Source organism: Mesorhizobium sp. WSM4813, from assembly GCF_055811555.1.
Genome location: NZ_JBVVQU010000009.1, coordinates 1 through 14,808 on the forward strand (window position 1 = coordinate 1; position 14,808 = coordinate 14,808).

General features: G+C 63.4%; 15 protein-coding genes and 1 pseudogene. 4 read left to right on the forward strand and 12 right to left on the reverse strand.

The window, feature by feature from the left end; translation table 11 throughout:
- The first annotated feature begins 374 nt into the window (after positions 1–374).
- A complete protein-coding gene (locus AC0L25_RS06965; protein WP_473594922.1) occupies positions 375–608 on the forward strand; it encodes a CFI-box-CTERM domain-containing protein in 234 nt (77 codons plus the stop codon).
- Positions 609–616: 8 nt separating this feature from the next.
- On the opposite strand, the gene AC0L25_RS06970 is transcribed toward AC0L25_RS06965, so the two are convergent.
- The 11 genes from AC0L25_RS06970 to AC0L25_RS07020 all read right to left on the reverse strand — a co-directional run bounded on the left by AC0L25_RS06970 (position 617) and on the right by AC0L25_RS07020 (position 10,598).
- Entirely contained in the window at positions 617–1,504 is an 888-nt protein-coding gene (locus AC0L25_RS06970) for an amidohydrolase family protein (protein WP_473594923.1), read from the reverse strand.
- Positions 1,504–2,580 carry a vWA domain-containing protein gene (locus AC0L25_RS06975; protein ID WP_473594924.1) on the reverse strand — a complete coding sequence of 359 codons (1,077 nt, stop codon included), beginning with the start codon at positions 2,578–2,580 and terminating at the stop codon, positions 1,504–1,506. The genes AC0L25_RS06970 and AC0L25_RS06975 overlap by 1 nt, the downstream gene beginning before the upstream one ends.
- A 53-nt stretch (positions 2,581–2,633) precedes the next feature.
- On the reverse strand, positions 2,634–3,515 hold the full coding sequence (locus AC0L25_RS06980) for an AAA family ATPase (RefSeq protein ID WP_473594809.1): 882 nt from the start codon (positions 3,513–3,515) through the stop codon (positions 2,634–2,636).
- A 9-nt stretch (positions 3,516–3,524) separates the two neighbouring features.
- Entirely contained in the window at positions 3,525–4,529 is a 1,005-nt protein-coding gene (locus tag AC0L25_RS06985; RefSeq protein WP_473594810.1) for a xanthine dehydrogenase family protein molybdopterin-binding subunit, read from the reverse strand.
- Between the two features lies 1 nt (position 4,530).
- Complete coding sequence (locus tag AC0L25_RS06990; protein ID WP_473594811.1) at positions 4,531–5,898, reverse strand: xanthine dehydrogenase family protein molybdopterin-binding subunit; 1,368 nt, start codon at positions 5,896–5,898, stop codon at positions 4,531–4,533.
- 11 nt (positions 5,899–5,909) lie between these two features.
- Positions 5,910–6,392 (reverse strand): (2Fe-2S)-binding protein, encoded by a 483-nt coding sequence (locus AC0L25_RS06995; RefSeq protein WP_473594812.1) that lies wholly within the window; start codon positions 6,390–6,392, stop codon positions 5,910–5,912.
- A 51-nt stretch (positions 6,393–6,443) separates the two neighbouring features.
- Positions 6,444–7,238 carry an FAD binding domain-containing protein gene (locus AC0L25_RS07000; RefSeq protein WP_473594813.1) on the reverse strand — a complete coding sequence of 265 codons (795 nt, stop codon included), beginning with the start codon at positions 7,236–7,238 and terminating at the stop codon, positions 6,444–6,446.
- Between the two features lie 16 nt (positions 7,239–7,254).
- Entirely contained in the window at positions 7,255–7,698 is a 444-nt protein-coding gene (locus AC0L25_RS07005) for an SRPBCC family protein (protein WP_473594814.1), read from the reverse strand.
- A gap of 119 nt (positions 7,699–7,817) precedes the next feature.
- Positions 7,818–8,645: an AraC family transcriptional regulator gene (locus AC0L25_RS07010; RefSeq protein WP_473594815.1), complete on the reverse strand. Its 828-nt coding sequence runs from the start codon at positions 8,643–8,645 to the stop codon at positions 7,818–7,820.
- A gap of 175 nt (positions 8,646–8,820) precedes the next feature.
- Positions 8,821–9,819: an ABC transporter permease gene (locus tag AC0L25_RS07015; protein WP_473594816.1), complete on the reverse strand. Its 999-nt coding sequence runs from the start codon at positions 9,817–9,819 to the stop codon at positions 8,821–8,823.
- Positions 9,820–9,857: 38 nt separating this feature from the next.
- Entirely contained in the window at positions 9,858–10,598 is a 741-nt protein-coding gene (locus AC0L25_RS07020) for an ATP-binding cassette domain-containing protein (RefSeq protein WP_029351636.1), read from the reverse strand.
- Positions 10,599–11,025: 427 nt separating this feature from the next.
- On the opposite strand from AC0L25_RS07020, the gene AC0L25_RS07025 reads away from it, so the two are divergent.
- The 3 genes and pseudogenes from AC0L25_RS07025 to AC0L25_RS07035 all read left to right on the forward strand — a co-directional run.
- Positions 11,026–12,015, forward strand: a complete 990-nt coding sequence (locus AC0L25_RS07025) for a sugar-binding protein (RefSeq protein ID WP_254021669.1) — start codon at positions 11,026–11,028, stop codon at positions 12,013–12,015.
- A 134-nt stretch (positions 12,016–12,149) separates the two neighbouring features.
- Positions 12,150–12,983: a FadR/GntR family transcriptional regulator gene (locus AC0L25_RS07030; RefSeq protein ID WP_473594817.1), complete on the forward strand. Its 834-nt coding sequence runs from the start codon at positions 12,150–12,152 to the stop codon at positions 12,981–12,983.
- Positions 12,984–13,263: 280 nt separating this feature from the next.
- Positions 13,264–13,632, forward strand: a pseudogene (locus AC0L25_RS07035) (transposase); the annotation flags it as partial.
- Between the two features lie 90 nt (positions 13,633–13,722).
- Here the strand turns inward: AC0L25_RS07035 and AC0L25_RS07040 are convergent.
- Entirely contained in the window at positions 13,723–14,661 is a 939-nt protein-coding gene (locus AC0L25_RS07040) for an NAD(P)-dependent oxidoreductase (protein WP_473594818.1), read from the reverse strand.
- Positions 14,662–14,808 lie beyond the last annotated feature (147 nt).

Consider the following 14,808-nt stretch of genomic DNA (forward strand, 5'->3'; position numbering starts at 1 on the left):
AATATGATGACGCCATCCTGGCTGGCCTCCTTCCCAGCCAGCAGGTTGAATCAAAATTGTCGTGATTCGGGAATCCCTACGATTCAATCAAATGACAGAACGCTCTAGTTGGAGGAGGCGAATTCGAGCCTATGGCGGTCTGTTCGGCGGCCGAACTTTGAGCGGGTTGTTCTTTTGGTGACTTATGGGTCTCGTCTTCTGCCGTGAATGAGGAATTTGGGGGAGGATCAGCGGCGGTCGTTTGTGAAGCTAAAGCCAAGAATAGCGCGACAAGAATCCCCCGCATATAGTTCCCCCCATCGTGTGGTATACATTCAAGCTTGGAAAACCTGCAAAATACTATATTTAACCAAGAGAACCAAATGAAAGATGTAATGACTGCCAAGTTTTGCTTCATAGCAACCGCTCTAAATGAGGAATATCGGGGTGAGACGCTGCAGAAGTTTTTGCGATTTAGAGATGGCAGGTTGCTTTCCAATCCGTTCGGAAGAGGCATTACGCAGCTCTACTATTCCTTTAGCCCAGCGGCTGCAAAACTGCTCGTCAGCAATCCGGCCCTTAGACGCGGATCGAGATGGTTGTTCATTGGCGTCGGCAAATTTCTTTAGTGCTCACCTTACACCGGCCTGTAGACTCGTTCAGCCGTGTTCCAAAAGATGTCCGCCTCTGCCGCCGCGCCGTGCTTGGCCACTGCCTCACGGTGCGCCTTGATCAGCTCGGCATGGCTGGTCCAGAGTTTCTCGATCGGGAAGTTCGAGCCGAACATCAAATGGTCGCTGCCGAGGATGTCGATGGCGTTGTCGACGATGTAGGCGATCAGCGCCGGGTCGTTGCGGTGGACGAAGGTGCCGAGGCCGGAGAGCTTGGCATAGAGGTTGGGCGCTGCTGAAAGCGTGCGCAGACCGGCTTTCCAGGCCTCCGTGGTTTCCTCCGACATCTCGGTCAGCATGCCGGCATGGGTGAGGATGAATTTGGTCTCGGGGTTCTCGCCGACAAGCGTCAGCCCGTCCTTCATCTGTGCCGGGAAAAGCTGCAGGTCGAAGGAGAGGCCATAGTCCTTCAGCCGCGCCACATTGGCCCGGACCTTCGGGTCGATGACCTGATCGGGGGAGGCGGCGAAGCGGAAGGCCGGCGTTTCGTGCCAGTGCAATTGCATGCGCACGCCGCGCAGCAGCTTGTATTTTACTAGCCGGTCGATCTGATGGCGCACATCGTCGACCGTCATGTCGGCATAGCCAACGATGGCGTGCGGCCAGCCAGTTTCGTTAGCCGTCTTCTGCAGAAAGGCGACTTCGGTCTCGAAATCCTCCTTAGCCCAGTTGGTCTGGACGTAGACCGCCTTTTCGACGCCAGAGCCTTGCTGGTCAGCCAGAAACTCTTCGATCGGATAGTCGCGGCGGATCGGTTCGTACGGACCGAAGATGCGCGGCACGATCGGGCCGCGCAGCCAGGGCTGATCCTCTCGGCGCCAGATGTGGAAGTGTGCGTCTATCGCCTTTTGCATCATGAAACCCTTTTCCAGATTGCCGCGGCCGCCGGAGCGGGGCGGGCGAGCGACAGAATGAAATCGGTTAGGCCCGATATGGACGAGCCATCGATCAGATCGTCGAGCACCGGCAGGATGGCGCGAAGTGCTGCCGTGGCCGGCTGGAAGCGCGGATCGCCCGCCAGCGGCGTCGCCAGCGAGAGACGGAAGGCGCGGGCACTCAGCCGGCGCATCGCCATTTCCAGCTCGACATGGTCGCCGCGCTCCAGCGCGTCGGACAGGATGACGACCGCCGCCCCGCGTGCGAATGCGGAAAAGCGCGGCACCGACAGGAAGGCGAGCAGCGTCGGTCCCATGCGGGTGCCGCCGTCCCAGTCGTCGACCAGTGCTGCCACCCGGGCCAGCGCCTGGTCTCGGTCGCGAATGCGCAGCGCCGTGGTGATGCGGGTCAGCCGCGTGCCGAACGTGAAGATTTCAGCCCGGTCCGCGCCTTGCACCGCCGCATGCGCCAGTTTGAGATAGTCTGATGTGTGCAGCTTCATCGAGCCCGACACGTCGATCAGCAACAAAAGCTTGCGCGGCACGGTCTGCCTTCGGCGCAGCAGCGGCGACGGTATATCGCCGTCGGCGCTGACGATTTCGCGGAGCGAACGGCGCAGATCGAGCTTGCCGCGCGCGTGCGTGCGCACGGTGCGGAAGGAGCGGCGGGTGGGCAAGGCGGTAGCGAGTTTGCGGCGGAAAGCGGCAAGCCCGTCGCCGTCGCGCTGGAAGTCGCGAGCGCTCAACTGTTCGGCGCCGGACGACAGCTCGCCGCCTTCCTCCTGGCGCGCCACCTCGCTCTCTTCATCGCTGGTGCCGCCGTCATTCTTGATGCGGGTTTCCTCGTCGGCCTCGCCTTCGACCACGGCCACGGTGTTGCCGTAGAAATGGCTCTGGAAATGCGCCTCGAACTCGTCGCGGCGGTCGGGCGGCGGCGCCAGCGTGGCGAGGGCAGATTCGTGGATATCGGCCATCGAGCGGGGCCCGAGCAGTGTTACCGCCTGCATGAAGCCGGACACCTGCTCGGGCGCGACTAGAAAGCGATAGCGGCGCAGCAGCCGGCCAAAGCCGAGCAAGGGTGCCGCCGCGCGGGGCAGGGCCGCGGCGCTCACGCCAGCGCCTCCTCAACGATCCGGCCGAGCTCGGGCGCGATGTAGGACAGGTCTTCCTCGTCCTTGATCAGCACGCCGATGGCGCGGCGGAACGCTTCCGGCCAAGGGCTACCGCCCTTTTCGAGGATCGTCGCGGCGTTGGCCCATTCGACCGCTTCGGCAATGCCCGGTGGCTTCGCCAACGGGCGGGCGCGGATGTCGCGCACTGCAGAAGCCACGGCGCGTGCGGTTGCCTCGGCGACGTCGCCGGCGCGCAGCATGATGATGGCGGCCTCGCGCTCGGCGTTGGGATAGGTGATCCAGTGGTAGACGCAGCGCCGCCGCAGCGCTTCCGCCAGTTCGCGGGTGCGGTTCGAGGTCAGGATGACGATCGGCTGCGCCGTCGCGCGGATGGTGCCTCTCTCAGGAATGCTGATCTGGAAATCGGAAAGAAACTCCAGCAGCAGCGCTTCGAACTCATGATCGGAACGGTCGATCTCGTCGACCAGCAGCACGCGCTTTTCCGGGGCCTTCAGCACCTGCAGCAGCGGCCGCGCGATCAGGAAACGGTCGTCGTAGATGTCGACCTCATGCTCGCCGGCATGGCGGATGGCGAGCAGCTGGCGCTGGTAGTTCCATTCGTAGAGCGCGTGTGCTGCGTCGATTCCCTCGTAGCATTGCAACCGCACCAGATCGCGCCCAAGCACTTCGGCTATCGCCTTCGCGGCCTCCGTCTTGCCAACGCCCGGCGCGCCTTCGAGCAGCAGCGGCTTGCCCAGCCTTATCGCCAGGAAGATGGCTGTGGCCAGGCTCTCATCGGCCAGATACCGCGAGGCGGCGAGGCGCGACGCCACTGCCTCCGGCGAGATCGCGACAGTCTCGGCGCTTCTCTTGGGCATTTCCAGCACTCAGTTCGATGCTTGCGCCTTCAGCGCCCGCAGGATGCGTTCCGGCGTGATCGGCAGCGTGTCGATGCGTACACCGACCGCGTCGAACACGGCATTGGCGACCGCAGGGATTTGCGGGTTGGCGCACATTTCGCCCGGCCCCTTGGCGCCGTACGGGCCGTCGGCCGAGGGCCGTTCCAGCACGATAATCTCGGTTTGCGCGAGATCGCCAGGACCCGGCATCAGATACTGGTTGAAGTCGGTGCCGCCATGGTCGCGGTTGGGGTAGTAGGGTTCGGTCGTCTCGTAGAGCGCGTGGCTGATGCCCATCCACGAGCCGCCGACGAGCTGCTGTTCGACCATTTTCGGGTTCAGCGCGCGGCCGATCTCGAAGACGTTCTTGATCGTCAGCACGGTGACCTCGCCGGTTTCGTCGTCGACCTCGACCTCGGCCACAGTGCAGGCATGTGCGTAGCAGGTCGACGGCTTCATCGCGCCGGTTTCCTTCTCCGGATATGAGCGCGGGATCAAAAACATGCCGCGGCCGGAAATCGAGCGGCCGCGCTTGAAATGCGCCGACAGCGCGACATCGAAGATCGAGATTGATTTCTGCGGCGCGCCCTTGACCAGAATGTTGCCCTGGCCGTCGGTCTCGAGGTCCGACGCATTTACTTCCAGCTCCTCGGCCGCCACTTCCAACATCACCTGGCGGGCTTCCCTGGCCGCCTGGATGACGGCGTTGCCGGCGCGGTGGGTGCCGCGCGAGGCGAAGGTGCCCATGCAGTGCGGGCCGGTATCGGTGTCGGCGGTGTCGACGACGACGCGGTCGGTCGGCACGCCCATCGTCTCGGCGCAGATCTGCGCCATGATCTGCTTCATGCCCTGGCCGAGGTCGACGCTCGACAGCGTCACCATGAAATTGCCGGTCGGTGTCGAATGCACCAACGCCTGGGTCGGGTCGCCGCCGAGGTTCATGCCGGTCGGATAGTTGATTGCGGCGACGCCGCGTCCGCGCCTGATCGCCATCTCAAGCTCCCTTCGCGTAGGACGACATCGCCATGAACTTCTCCGCCACCGGCCAGTTGGCGGCGCGCGAGGCTTCCTGCATGCATTCGATCAGCGCAGCGCCCTCGGTCGGCTGGCGATGCGCCTTCATGTCGCCGTCGCGATAGGCGTTGATGAAGCGGAATTCGAGCGGGTCCATGCCGATCAGCCGGGCGAGCTTGTCCATCTGCACCTCCAGCGCGAAATCGCCGATGGTGACGCCGAAGCCGCGCATGGCGGAGGAGGGCGTGCGGTTGGTGTAGACACAGTAGGTGTCGATCCAGACGTTCGGGATCGTGTAGGGACCGGGATAGTGGCCGGCGCCCTTCTGCGCGCCATAGGGCGAATGGCGCGAATAGGCGCCGGCATCGGTGTACCCGGTGACTTTGCGGGCGACGATACGGCCGTCCTTCATGACGCCGTCCTTGATGACGACCTTTTCCGCGGCGCGCGGCGAGGAGATCTGCATCTCCTCCTCGCGACTGTAAATGAAGGAGACCGGACGCCCGGTCAGCTTGGCGCCGAGGATGGCAATCGGCTCGACGATGACGTCGACCTTGCCGCCAAAACCGCCGCCGACGGTGCCGCCCACGAAATGCAGCTTGTTGCCCGGCATCTGCAGGATGATCGAGGCGTTGTCGAGGGTGAAGAACATCGCCTGCGTGTTGGTGTAGCAGGTGAAGCGGTCATTGCCCTCCGGCGCAACGATACAGCCGGTCGTCTCGGTCGGTGCGTGTTCGATCGGCGAGGATTGGTAGGTCTGTTCGAGCACGTGATCGGCCCCGGCGAAGCCGGTCTCGACATCGCCGAAGCGCACCTTGCGGCATTCGCCGCTGTCATAGAGGTAATAGTTCCGGCCGTGATATTCGTTCACTATCGGCGCGCCGGGCTTCAGCGCTTCCTCCATGTCGAAGACAGCCGGCAGCACCTCATAATCGACCTTGACCTTGGCCGCCGCTTCCTGCGCGGCACGCTCGGTCTCGGCCAGCACCGCCACCACCGCCTCACCCTTCCAGCGCACCTTGCCGTCGGCCAGCACCGTTTCGTCCTCCGGCCCGATCTGGATCAGGATCAGGATGGTGTAGACATTGTGCGGTACGTCCTTGGCGGTCAGCAGCTTGACGACGCCCGGATGCTTCTCGGCCTCTGATATGTCGATGCTGCGGATGCGGGCGTGATGATGCGGGCTGCGCACCATCTTCAGGTGCAGCATGCCGGGAAAATTGCGGTCGGCGAAATAGGCGGTCTTGCCGGTGACATGACCGGGTGAATCGGAGCGCGGCCGCGGCTGGCCGATTTCGTGCAGGTCGTCCTTGCGCTGATCGGCGAAATAATTCTTGCGGAGTTCCATCTTTGCTCCCCTCAAGCCGCGTTCTGCGAATTGGACCGTGCGGCGGTCAGCACCGCCTGGATGATCGGCTCGTAGCCGGTGCAGCGGCAGATATTGCCCGACAGCGCCTCGACCACCTCGTCACGGCTGGGGTTCGGCGTGTGGTCGAGCAGCACCTTGGCGGCCATGATCATGCCCGGCGTGCAAAAGCCGCATTGGGTGGCGAAAGCGTGGAGGAAGGCGCGCTGTACCGGATGCAGCACACCGCCTTCCGAAAGCCCTGATGTCGTGGTGATGGCCGCGCCGTTGCAGGTCTCGGCCAGCGTCAGGCAGGAAAGCCGGAGCTCGCCATCGATGATGACCGAGCAGGCGCCGCATGTGCCTTGGTGGCAGCCGCCCTTTGGCGAGGTGTCGCCGACCTTGTCGCGCAGCGCATGAAGCAGCGTCGTGCCGCTGTCGATAAATTCGGCCTTTTCCGCGCCGTTGAGCATGAACTGAACCGGGACCTTTGTCATGTTTCCTCCTTGCGCGCCTGCTCGTGGGCAAGCGCGCTCCCCCTGGATATTTCAGCCGAGCAGCAGCCGGCCCAGATGGACCGGCAGGACTTCATTGCGATACCAGGCACTGGCGATCGGATCGGTGATGGGCGAGGTGCCGTCGCTCGCGACAGCCAGCGCCGGGGCGATGCCGTCGCTGGTGAGCTTCCTGCCGAGCAGCGCCTTCTCCGCCGCCGTCGCACGCATCGGACGGTCGGCCATGCAGCCAAGCGCGATCCGCGCTGAAGAAACGGTCCCGTCACGCTCCTGCTTCAGCACGATGGCGATGCTCAGCACCGAGACGCCCTTCGGCTTGACCCTCGACACTTTCAGGAAGCGAAAGCCGCCGTCCACTGGCAAGCTGAAGCCGACCGCGGTGACGATGGCGTGATTGCTTTCGCGTTTTGCCAGGAAGGTTTCGATCGGCAACTCGCCGCCATCGGTGCTGACAGTTGCATCCAGTGCCAGCAGCGCCACTGTGAAATCGCCATAGGGCGCCGGGGCGAAGAGATTGCCGCCGATGGTCGCCATGTTGCGGATCGCCGGGCCGCCGACGGCGCGCGCCGCGTGGGCAAGCGGCGCGAGGTCCGGATGGCGGGCGATCGCCGCCATGGTCACCGAAGCGCCGATGCGGACCTTGCCGCCGGAAACGGTGATCGCCGACAGCGCAGGGTCGGTCGACCTGACGAGGCTGGAGACCGAGACATCGCCTTCATTGGCGGCGCGCACGACCAGCGTGCCGCCTCCGAGATAGCGGGTGCCGGCGGCTTTCAGCGCCGCATTCGCGTCCTTGACCGTCGAGAAAGTCTGCAGGGCGAGCGCCATGGAAGGCTCCTTTTGCTCAACTTTGGCCGGCGAAATGACTTTTCAAAGCGTTGAAACCGCCCTGGAAGACGTTGCCGCCCATGCCTTCGGCCAATTTGTCGGCTTCCTCGGGAGCAGCGTCGAAGCTGGCGGTCCATTCGGCATAGGTGCGGTCGCCATCGGTCACCCTCCGCAATTTCAGCGTCGCCTTGTGATTGGTGAGCGGCTGCGGCGTCTCCAGGATGGAGTAGCTGACGAGGAAATTGTCGTCGGAGAAGTCAAGCAGCTTTTCGCGGATGCGGGCGCCGCTGGCGAGCTGAAAGTTGCGCACGCAGCCGATCATGCCGGCGTCCTTTCCTTCCTCGATATGGCTTTCGACCATTCGCGGATGCCAGCTCGGCAGACCGTTGAAGTCGCGTATGCGCGCCCAGACCTTTTCGACCGGCGCGTCGATGACGCTGGAGATGGTGACTTTCGCCATATGATCGTTCCCTTGCAAATATCTGTGTCGCGAGGGTAGGGCGGCGAGCCCGGCGGCGCTTATCAATGCGTCTTGAACGCCTATCAAATAGTCTGAAAAACGGGCAGTCTGAAAATGGTTCAGGAAATCGCCCGCGCCGCCTCGCGATAGAGTGTCGGCGGAACGCCGACATGGTCGCGGAAGAAGCGTGAGAAATTGCCCTGCGTGGTGAAGCCGAGATTGCAGGCGACCGAGATCAGCGGCTCCTGCGACCACTGCAACTGCCGCACTGCTTCCTCCATGCGCAACGTGTTCCAGTAGACGTTGGGCGTCAGATTGGTCTGTTCCTTGAACAGCGCGAAGAAATGCGGCCGCGACAGGCCGACGCTGCGCGCCACATCGTCGAAGCAGATGCGCTCGCAAACATTGGCCTTCATCAGCTGGATCGCCTTGCGAACACGGAAATCCTGCATGGTGTGGACGCGGGCGCGTGCCACTTGCGGCGCCGAGGCGTCGGCGGCGTCGAGCACGCTGTCGATGAAGCGCTCGATCTCGTAATTGGCGATGTCGTCGATGCTCTCATTGTCGCTGAGATGGTCGAGAAGGTTGGCTGCCGCCTTGTGCAGCCACGGCTCCAGCGTGATCGCCGGTGCTGAAAATAGCGGCGCGGACGACGGCAGGTCGCGACGCCGGCGCGCCCAGTCCGGATCGATGTAGAAGGCGAGGAACAGGCCGGGCTGACCGTCGCGGGACAAGGCGTGGCTGTGCGGCTGGAAGGAATTGATGCCGGCGGCGGTGCCGGGTCCAAGGCGCACCGTCTCGCGGCCGATGGTCATCTCGCCGGCCGTGCCTTCCAGCCAGATGATGATATGCGCCTCGACATGGGCATGGGTGACGAAGTCGCTGGCGACGTTCAGGACAGAAACATGTCCGAACCGGCCCCAGTAGAGCCTGATCGCTTCCGTCATGGGTATATCCTCCCGCAGGCGACTGGCCTCCCTTCGCCTGCAATGGGGATAGTGCGGCTCAGTCCGGGCCTGCGTCAAGGCACATGCGCACGCCTGGGGCCCGTCATGGGCCGTAGCGGCCGATTTTCAGACTGAGCGATAGCAAGGGAAACGAATAGCGCTCGTGACCAGCGGCCTATTCGTTGCGCCTGAAATTGCGGAGCCTGTCGAACAGAACGGCCAGCAGAATGGCGCTGCCGATGAACACGCCTTGCCAGAAGGCGTTGATGCCGAGCAGGCCGAGGCTGTTGCGGATCACTTCAATCAGCGCCGCGCCGACGACGGCGCCAAAGGCCGTGCCCATGCCGCCGGCCAGGTTGGCGCCACCGATGACGGTCGCGGCGATGACCTGAAGCTCCATGCCGTTGCCGAGGTTGGTGGTGACGGCGCCCAACCAGCCGGTCTGGATAATGCCGGCAATGCCCGCCGCCAGCGCCGAGATCATGTAGACCGCGACCTTGATCTGGCGCACCGGAACGCCGGTCAGCGTCGCCGCATGCTCGTTGCCGCCGATGGCGAAGATGTGCCGGCCGAATTTCGTCCAGCGCAGGACGAAGCCGGTGATCAGCGCCAGCACGATCGTGTAGAGCACCGGATTGGCGATGCCGAACACAAAGGCGCCGCCGCCCAGCGCCAGAAGCTTGTCGTGATCCGGCCCGAACTGGAAGACGACGGTGTTGTTGGAGGCGACCATGGCAAGGCTGCGCGCGATCGACAGCATGCCGAGCGTCACCACGAACGGCGGAAAACCGAGATAGGCGATCAAGATGCCGTTGAAGGCGCCGATGATCAGCGCTGTCGCGATCGCGGCGGCAATGCCGATCTCGATGCCGTAGCCGGCATGCATGGTCACCGCCAGCACCATCGAACACAGGCAAAGCACCGAACCGACCGAAAGGTCGATGCCGCCGGTGATGATGACGAAAGTCATGCCGAGCGCGACGATGGCGACGAAGGTGACGTTGCGGGTGATGTTGTAGAGGTTCTTCGTCGTGGCGAAGGAATCCGTGGCGACGGACAGGAACAGGCAGGCGAGGATGACCGCGATCACCACCCAGAAAGTCTGGCTGGCAAACACCCTGGTCAGCAAAGTGTGCTGTTTCTGCGCGATCGTCTGGTCAAGAGTTACTGCCATCGTCGACCTTTATCTGCTTGCGTGGTGAACCGCTGACATCAAACCTGTTCGATGGCGCCGGTGATAAGCCCTGTGACTTCCTCGGGCGAACTCGACGCGATCGTCTTGTCGGCAACCTTGCGGCCGCGCCGCATGACGATGACGCGGTCTGCAACGTCAAAGACATCAGGCATGCGGTGACTGATCAGCACGACCGCAATGCCCTGGTCGCGCAAATGACGGATCAGATTCAGCACCTCGGCGACCTGCCGGACCGAGATCGCCGCCGTCGGCTCGTCCATCAGCACGATCTTGGCTTGCGAAAGCATGGTGCGGGCAATCGCCACCGCTTGCCGCTGGCCACCCGACATCTGCTTGACCAAGTCGCGCGGGCGGGTTTCGGATTTCAGCACGGCAAAAATCTGGCCGGCGCGCTTGTACATGGCGGCGTAGTCGAGGATGCGAAACGGCCCGACGCCGCGGCGCAGCTCGCGGCCGAGATAGACATTGGCGGCGGCCGTCAGATTGTTGCACAGCGCCAGATCCTGATGGACGATCTCGATGCCGTGCTGGCGTGCCTCCACCGGCTTGTGCAGGATCAGCTCTTTGCCATCCATCTGCATCGTGCCGTGGCTCGGGCGGAAATTGCCGGCGATCATCTTGACCAGCGTCGACTTGCCGGCGCCGTTGTCGCCCATCAGGCCGACCACCTGTCCGGCCTCGATCGACAGCGAAACGTCGTTGACCGCCTGGATGGCGCCGAAATGTTTCGAGATGTTGGCGAGTTCGAGAACCGACACCAGACTGCTTCCTCCCCGTGCTCCGGCCTGCGGTTCTGCCGCGGCCCTCGCTCTTCCCAGCCCCTCCCGGGAACAGCGCTTTCGCCCATTTACGCACATGCCCCCTTGCCGTCAACAGCGGCTTCTTTCGAAAAATCCGTTTTGTAGGACAAATAGCAATTGACGTCGGTCGCAAGCCGATATTAGCTAGGCGTCGGAGGAGATTATGCCGATCTCCTGTCCCGGTGCGCTGGGCGGAATCGGCGGAGGTTTATCGGTTGAGGATCTGGCAGCGTCCATATCGCGCTGGTCTGCGATCGCATCTGGAAATACTTATCGGCCCGGCTTGGCGACACGAGCGCTCGCGAAACGAACCTCTGTCATCGCGCTTCCGGGCTGGTCTGTGTGGCGGGCACGCCGTGTCCGTCTGTTTCAAGGGAGGACTGAAATGAGGAAATCACTATTGCTCGCTGCCGTCGCCATGCTGGCGTTGGGCGCCGGGCCGGCTATGGCCAAGAAACAGCTCGTCATTGTGGTGAAGGGGCTCGACAATCCGTTCTTCGAGGCCATCAACCAGGGTTGCCAGAAATGGAACTCGGAAAACGCCAACTCGGAATATGAATGCTTCTACACCGGTCCGGCGTCGACCTCGGACGAGGCCGGCGAAGCCCAGATCGTTCAGGACATGCTGAGCAAGCCGGACACGGTGGCGATGGCCATTTCGCCGTCCAACGCGCCGCTGATCGCGCAGACGATCAAAAGCGCCAATCCGTCGATCCCGATCATGACCCTCGACGCCGACCTCAGCAAGGAAGATGCGGCGCTGCGCAAGACCTATCTTGGCACCGACAACTACCTGATGGGCTACAAGATCGGCGAGTATATCAAGAAGGCCAAGCCGGAGGGTGGCAAGATCTGCACCATCCAAGGCAATCCGGCGGCCGACAACATCCTGCGCCGCGCTCAGGGCATGCGCGACGCGCTTACAGGCCAGAAGGATCTGCCGGCGCTCGCCGGCGAGGGCGGCTGGACCGAGGTCGCCGGCTGCCCGGTGTTCACCAATGACGACGGCGCCAAGGGCGTGCAGGCGATGACCGATATCCTCGCCGCCAATCCCGATCTCGACGCTTTCGGAATCATGGGCGGCTGGCCGCTGTTCGGCGCGCCGCAGCCGTATCGCGACCTGTTCAAGCCGATGGCCGACAAGATCGCCAAGAACGAGTTCGTTATCGGCGCTGCCGATACGATCGGTGAGGAAGTGGCGATCGCCAAGGAGGGTCTGGTGACCGCGCTGGTCGGCCAGCGGCCGTTCGAGATGGGCTACAAGGCGCCCTCGGTGATGATCGACCTGATCGAAGGCAAGCCCGTCGCCGATCCGGTCTTCACCGGTCTCGACGAGTGCACCAAGGATACGGCCGACACCTGCATCCAGAAGTAGGTTCGCATTTTCGGGGCGTCCGCTCGCCGGGCGCCCCGTCACACCGGTTCACGAAAACCTGCGAGGTGAGATTGCTGGGGCGAACCGCTCCTGCTTTGCCGCGCCTTGAGTTCAGCCTGTGCCGGGGAACATGGATGTCGGACGCAAGATCGAAAAAGCGACTTACTACGGTCAAGGCAGGGGCCACGGTCAAGGCACGGGCCAAGGTCAAGGCACGGGCCAAGGTCAAGCCGCCGGTCGCCCGCCCGGCCGGCGCCCGCCGGACCGACGCGGCCCTGATCCCCGGATCGAGCGTGCATGCGTCGCTGGCCAACGAGATCGGCCTCAGGATCGTGCGCGGCGACTATCCGCCGGGAACCATCCTTCCCAACGAGGCCAAATGGTCCGAGACTTTCGACGTCAGCCGCTCGGCGGTGCGCGAAGCGATAAAAATGCTGATGGCCAAGAGCCTGCTGGCCTCACGCCCCAAGATCGGCAGCTGGGTCGAACCAAAAGAGCGCTGGAACCTGCTCGATCGCGACGTGCTTGCCTGGTATGCGACGGCGCCCGATCGCGAGATGTTCCTGCGCACCGTTCAGGAATTCCGCCACATCATCGAGCCGGAAGCCAGCGCCTTTGCCGCGATCCGGCGTAGCGACGAGCAGATGGCCGAGATCAGCCAGGCCTGTCGGGAAATGGGGGAGGCGGCGACGCTGCCCGAGCGCACCCGCGCCGATACGCGTTTCCATCTCGCCATCCTGCGAGCCTCGGGCAACGACCTCCTGGTTCCGCTCGGCGTGCTGATCGAATCCGCGCTCGACCATCTGTTCGTCTTCGTCACCCGCGAGACCAGCGATCAGCCTCGAGCGCAGGCGCTGCATGAGGCCATCGAGAGGAACATTCGGCTCCAGCGGCCGGCTGCCGCCCGTACCGCGGTGCACAGACTGCTCGCCAACACTGACGAGGTTATCGGGCGGTCGCGGCGGTGATTTCATGCATCAAGGCTGGCGCTGCCTGCCCCTGCCTTACGTTGGCGATTGGCGAAAGCCGAAGTGACATCCAATCTCCCCCCTTGCGGGGGAGATGTTGCTGGCACGGTTTTCCTCGGCCACGATCATCCGCACGATCTGGCGCGGCCTTGAGCACGGGGTTGTGCCTGATGGCGACGAGAGCGGCCATGAAGAGGGCGGCGCGTACGTGGCTCCTGCCACCGCCGATGAAGCTCGACGACGGCGACGATCTTCGGCTTGCCGGCCTTGACCAGGCGGTCGCGGAAGGACCAGCATGGCAAAACAGGCGCAAAAGAGCATCCAGCGGCTGCTCGTCGCGCTCAGGCGTGAATTGGCAAGCCTCGATGGCGACATTGACGATCATATCCGCAAGTCCCCAGTCTGGCGGGTCAACGAAAAGCTGCTTTCCTCCGTACCGGGCGTCGGTCCTGTCGTTGCCCGCAGCCTGATCGCCGAAATGCCGGAATTGGGCAGCCTCGACCGCCGCCAGATCGCCTCGCTCGCCGGCCTCGCACCATGGACGAAGGCAGTCCGGAAAATGGCGCGGCAAGAGTTCGCCACAATGCGCAAGCTTCTTACTATCCTCAATGCAATCGTCAGGGACCAAAAACCATGGCAAACAGCTTGACTTCCAAGACAGTCGCTCTGTCCTGCCGGACATCTCCCCCACTTGGGGAGAGATCGGCAGCTTCGCCGACAGCGCCTGCCGCTTATCGCCTCAGATCGTCTGTTTCTCCCCCTCCTTCGTCGGCGTCAGGTCGACGCCGTTGACCTTGCCGATATGCGTCGCCAGCATCGGCACATATTGATCGGCGGGCCCGGCGGCGAATGCGCCGGCGAAGGCGTTCTTGGTGGCATTGCCGAGCGGGTTGGCGATGCCGGCAGCACCCGCCATCGATTCGAGATAGGTGAGGTCCTTGAAGGCGTTGGCGATGGTGAATTTATGCGCATCGCGGTCGCCTTCCAGCGTCCAGCGCATGAAGGTCTGGTAGAAGCCGCAATCCATGCGGCCGTTGCGGATGACGCTGTCGAAGCGCGGCGGCGAGATGCCGACCTTCTGCGCCAGCGCCAGCGCCTCCGAATAGATCGCCGCGTAGCCCAGCGAGATGAAATTGTTGAGCAGCTTCATGCGGTGGCCGTCGCCGGTGTCGCCGATGTGGACGATGCGTCCGGCCCAGGTGTCGAGCACCGGCTTCAGCCGGGCAAAGACCGCGTCGGATGCGCCGACCATGGCGTCGAGCGTGCCTTCCCACGCCTCCTTCGGCGTGCGGCTAAGCGGGGCATCGACATAGTCGACGCCGAGCGCCTTGAGCTCGGCGCCAAGCGTTAACGTCGAGGTCGGATCCGAGGTCGAGCAATCGACAACCACCGAACCCTTCTTCAGGCCTTCCTTGAGGCCGCCGGGCCCGCGGATGATGGCTTCGACCTCGCGCGAGCCGGTGACGCAGATGAAGACGATATCAGATGCCAGTGCCACGTCGCGCGAGGTCGCGGCTTCCTCCGCACCCCGGCCGAGCAGGTCTTGCGCCGGAGCGCGGTTCTTGCGGCCAAGAAACGTCAGGGAATAGCCCCTGTCGACGATGTTCTTCGCGATCCCGTGTCCCATCAAGCCAAGCCCGATGAAGCCGATCTTTTCGCTCGCGGCGGTGGTGTTCATGGCGTGTAATCCTGTGTTGCGGTCTCGATGACGGCGCTGCACTTTGGCAGGCGAATTGTTGCAGCGGGTTTTCGCCGCAGGCGGTGGCAGGCGATTGCGGAGTTCGATATTGTCTGACAATACACATGAATCTTGGGGAATGTGGAG

Bases quoted from the DNA above. Each gene is read 5' to 3' on its own strand.
- AC0L25_RS06965 (WP_473594922.1), top strand. From the start codon at position 375: ATGACTGCCAAGTTTTGCTTCATAGCAACCGCTCTAAATGAGGAATAT.
- AC0L25_RS06970 (WP_473594923.1), bottom strand. From the start codon at position 1,504: ATGCAAAAGGCGATAGACGCACACTTCCACATCTGGCGCCGAGAGGAT.
- AC0L25_RS06980 (WP_473594809.1), bottom strand. From the start codon at position 3,515: ATGCCCAAGAGAAGCGCCGAGACTGTCGCGATCTCGCCGGAGGCAGTG.
- AC0L25_RS06985 (WP_473594810.1), bottom strand. From the start codon at position 4,529: ATGGCGATCAGGCGCGGACGCGGCGTCGCCGCAATCAACTATCCGACC.
- AC0L25_RS06990 (WP_473594811.1), bottom strand. From the start codon at position 5,898: ATGGAACTCCGCAAGAATTATTTCGCCGATCAGCGCAAGGACGACCTG.
- AC0L25_RS06995 (WP_473594812.1), bottom strand. From the start codon at position 6,392: ATGACAAAGGTCCCGGTTCAGTTCATGCTCAACGGCGCGGAAAAGGCC.
- AC0L25_RS07000 (WP_473594813.1), bottom strand. From the start codon at position 7,238: ATGGCGCTCGCCCTGCAGACTTTCTCGACGGTCAAGGACGCGAATGCG.
- AC0L25_RS07005 (WP_473594814.1), bottom strand. From the start codon at position 7,698: ATGGCGAAAGTCACCATCTCCAGCGTCATCGACGCGCCGGTCGAAAAG.
- AC0L25_RS07010 (WP_473594815.1), bottom strand. From the start codon at position 8,645: ATGACGGAAGCGATCAGGCTCTACTGGGGCCGGTTCGGACATGTTTCT.
- AC0L25_RS07015 (WP_473594816.1), bottom strand. From the start codon at position 9,819: ATGGCAGTAACTCTTGACCAGACGATCGCGCAGAAACAGCACACTTTG.
- AC0L25_RS07025 (WP_254021669.1), top strand. From the start codon at position 11,026: ATGAGGAAATCACTATTGCTCGCTGCCGTCGCCATGCTGGCGTTGGGC.
- AC0L25_RS07030 (WP_473594817.1), top strand. From the start codon at position 12,150: ATGTCGGACGCAAGATCGAAAAAGCGACTTACTACGGTCAAGGCAGGG.
- AC0L25_RS07040 (WP_473594818.1), bottom strand. From the start codon at position 14,661: ATGAACACCACCGCCGCGAGCGAAAAGATCGGCTTCATCGGGCTTGGC.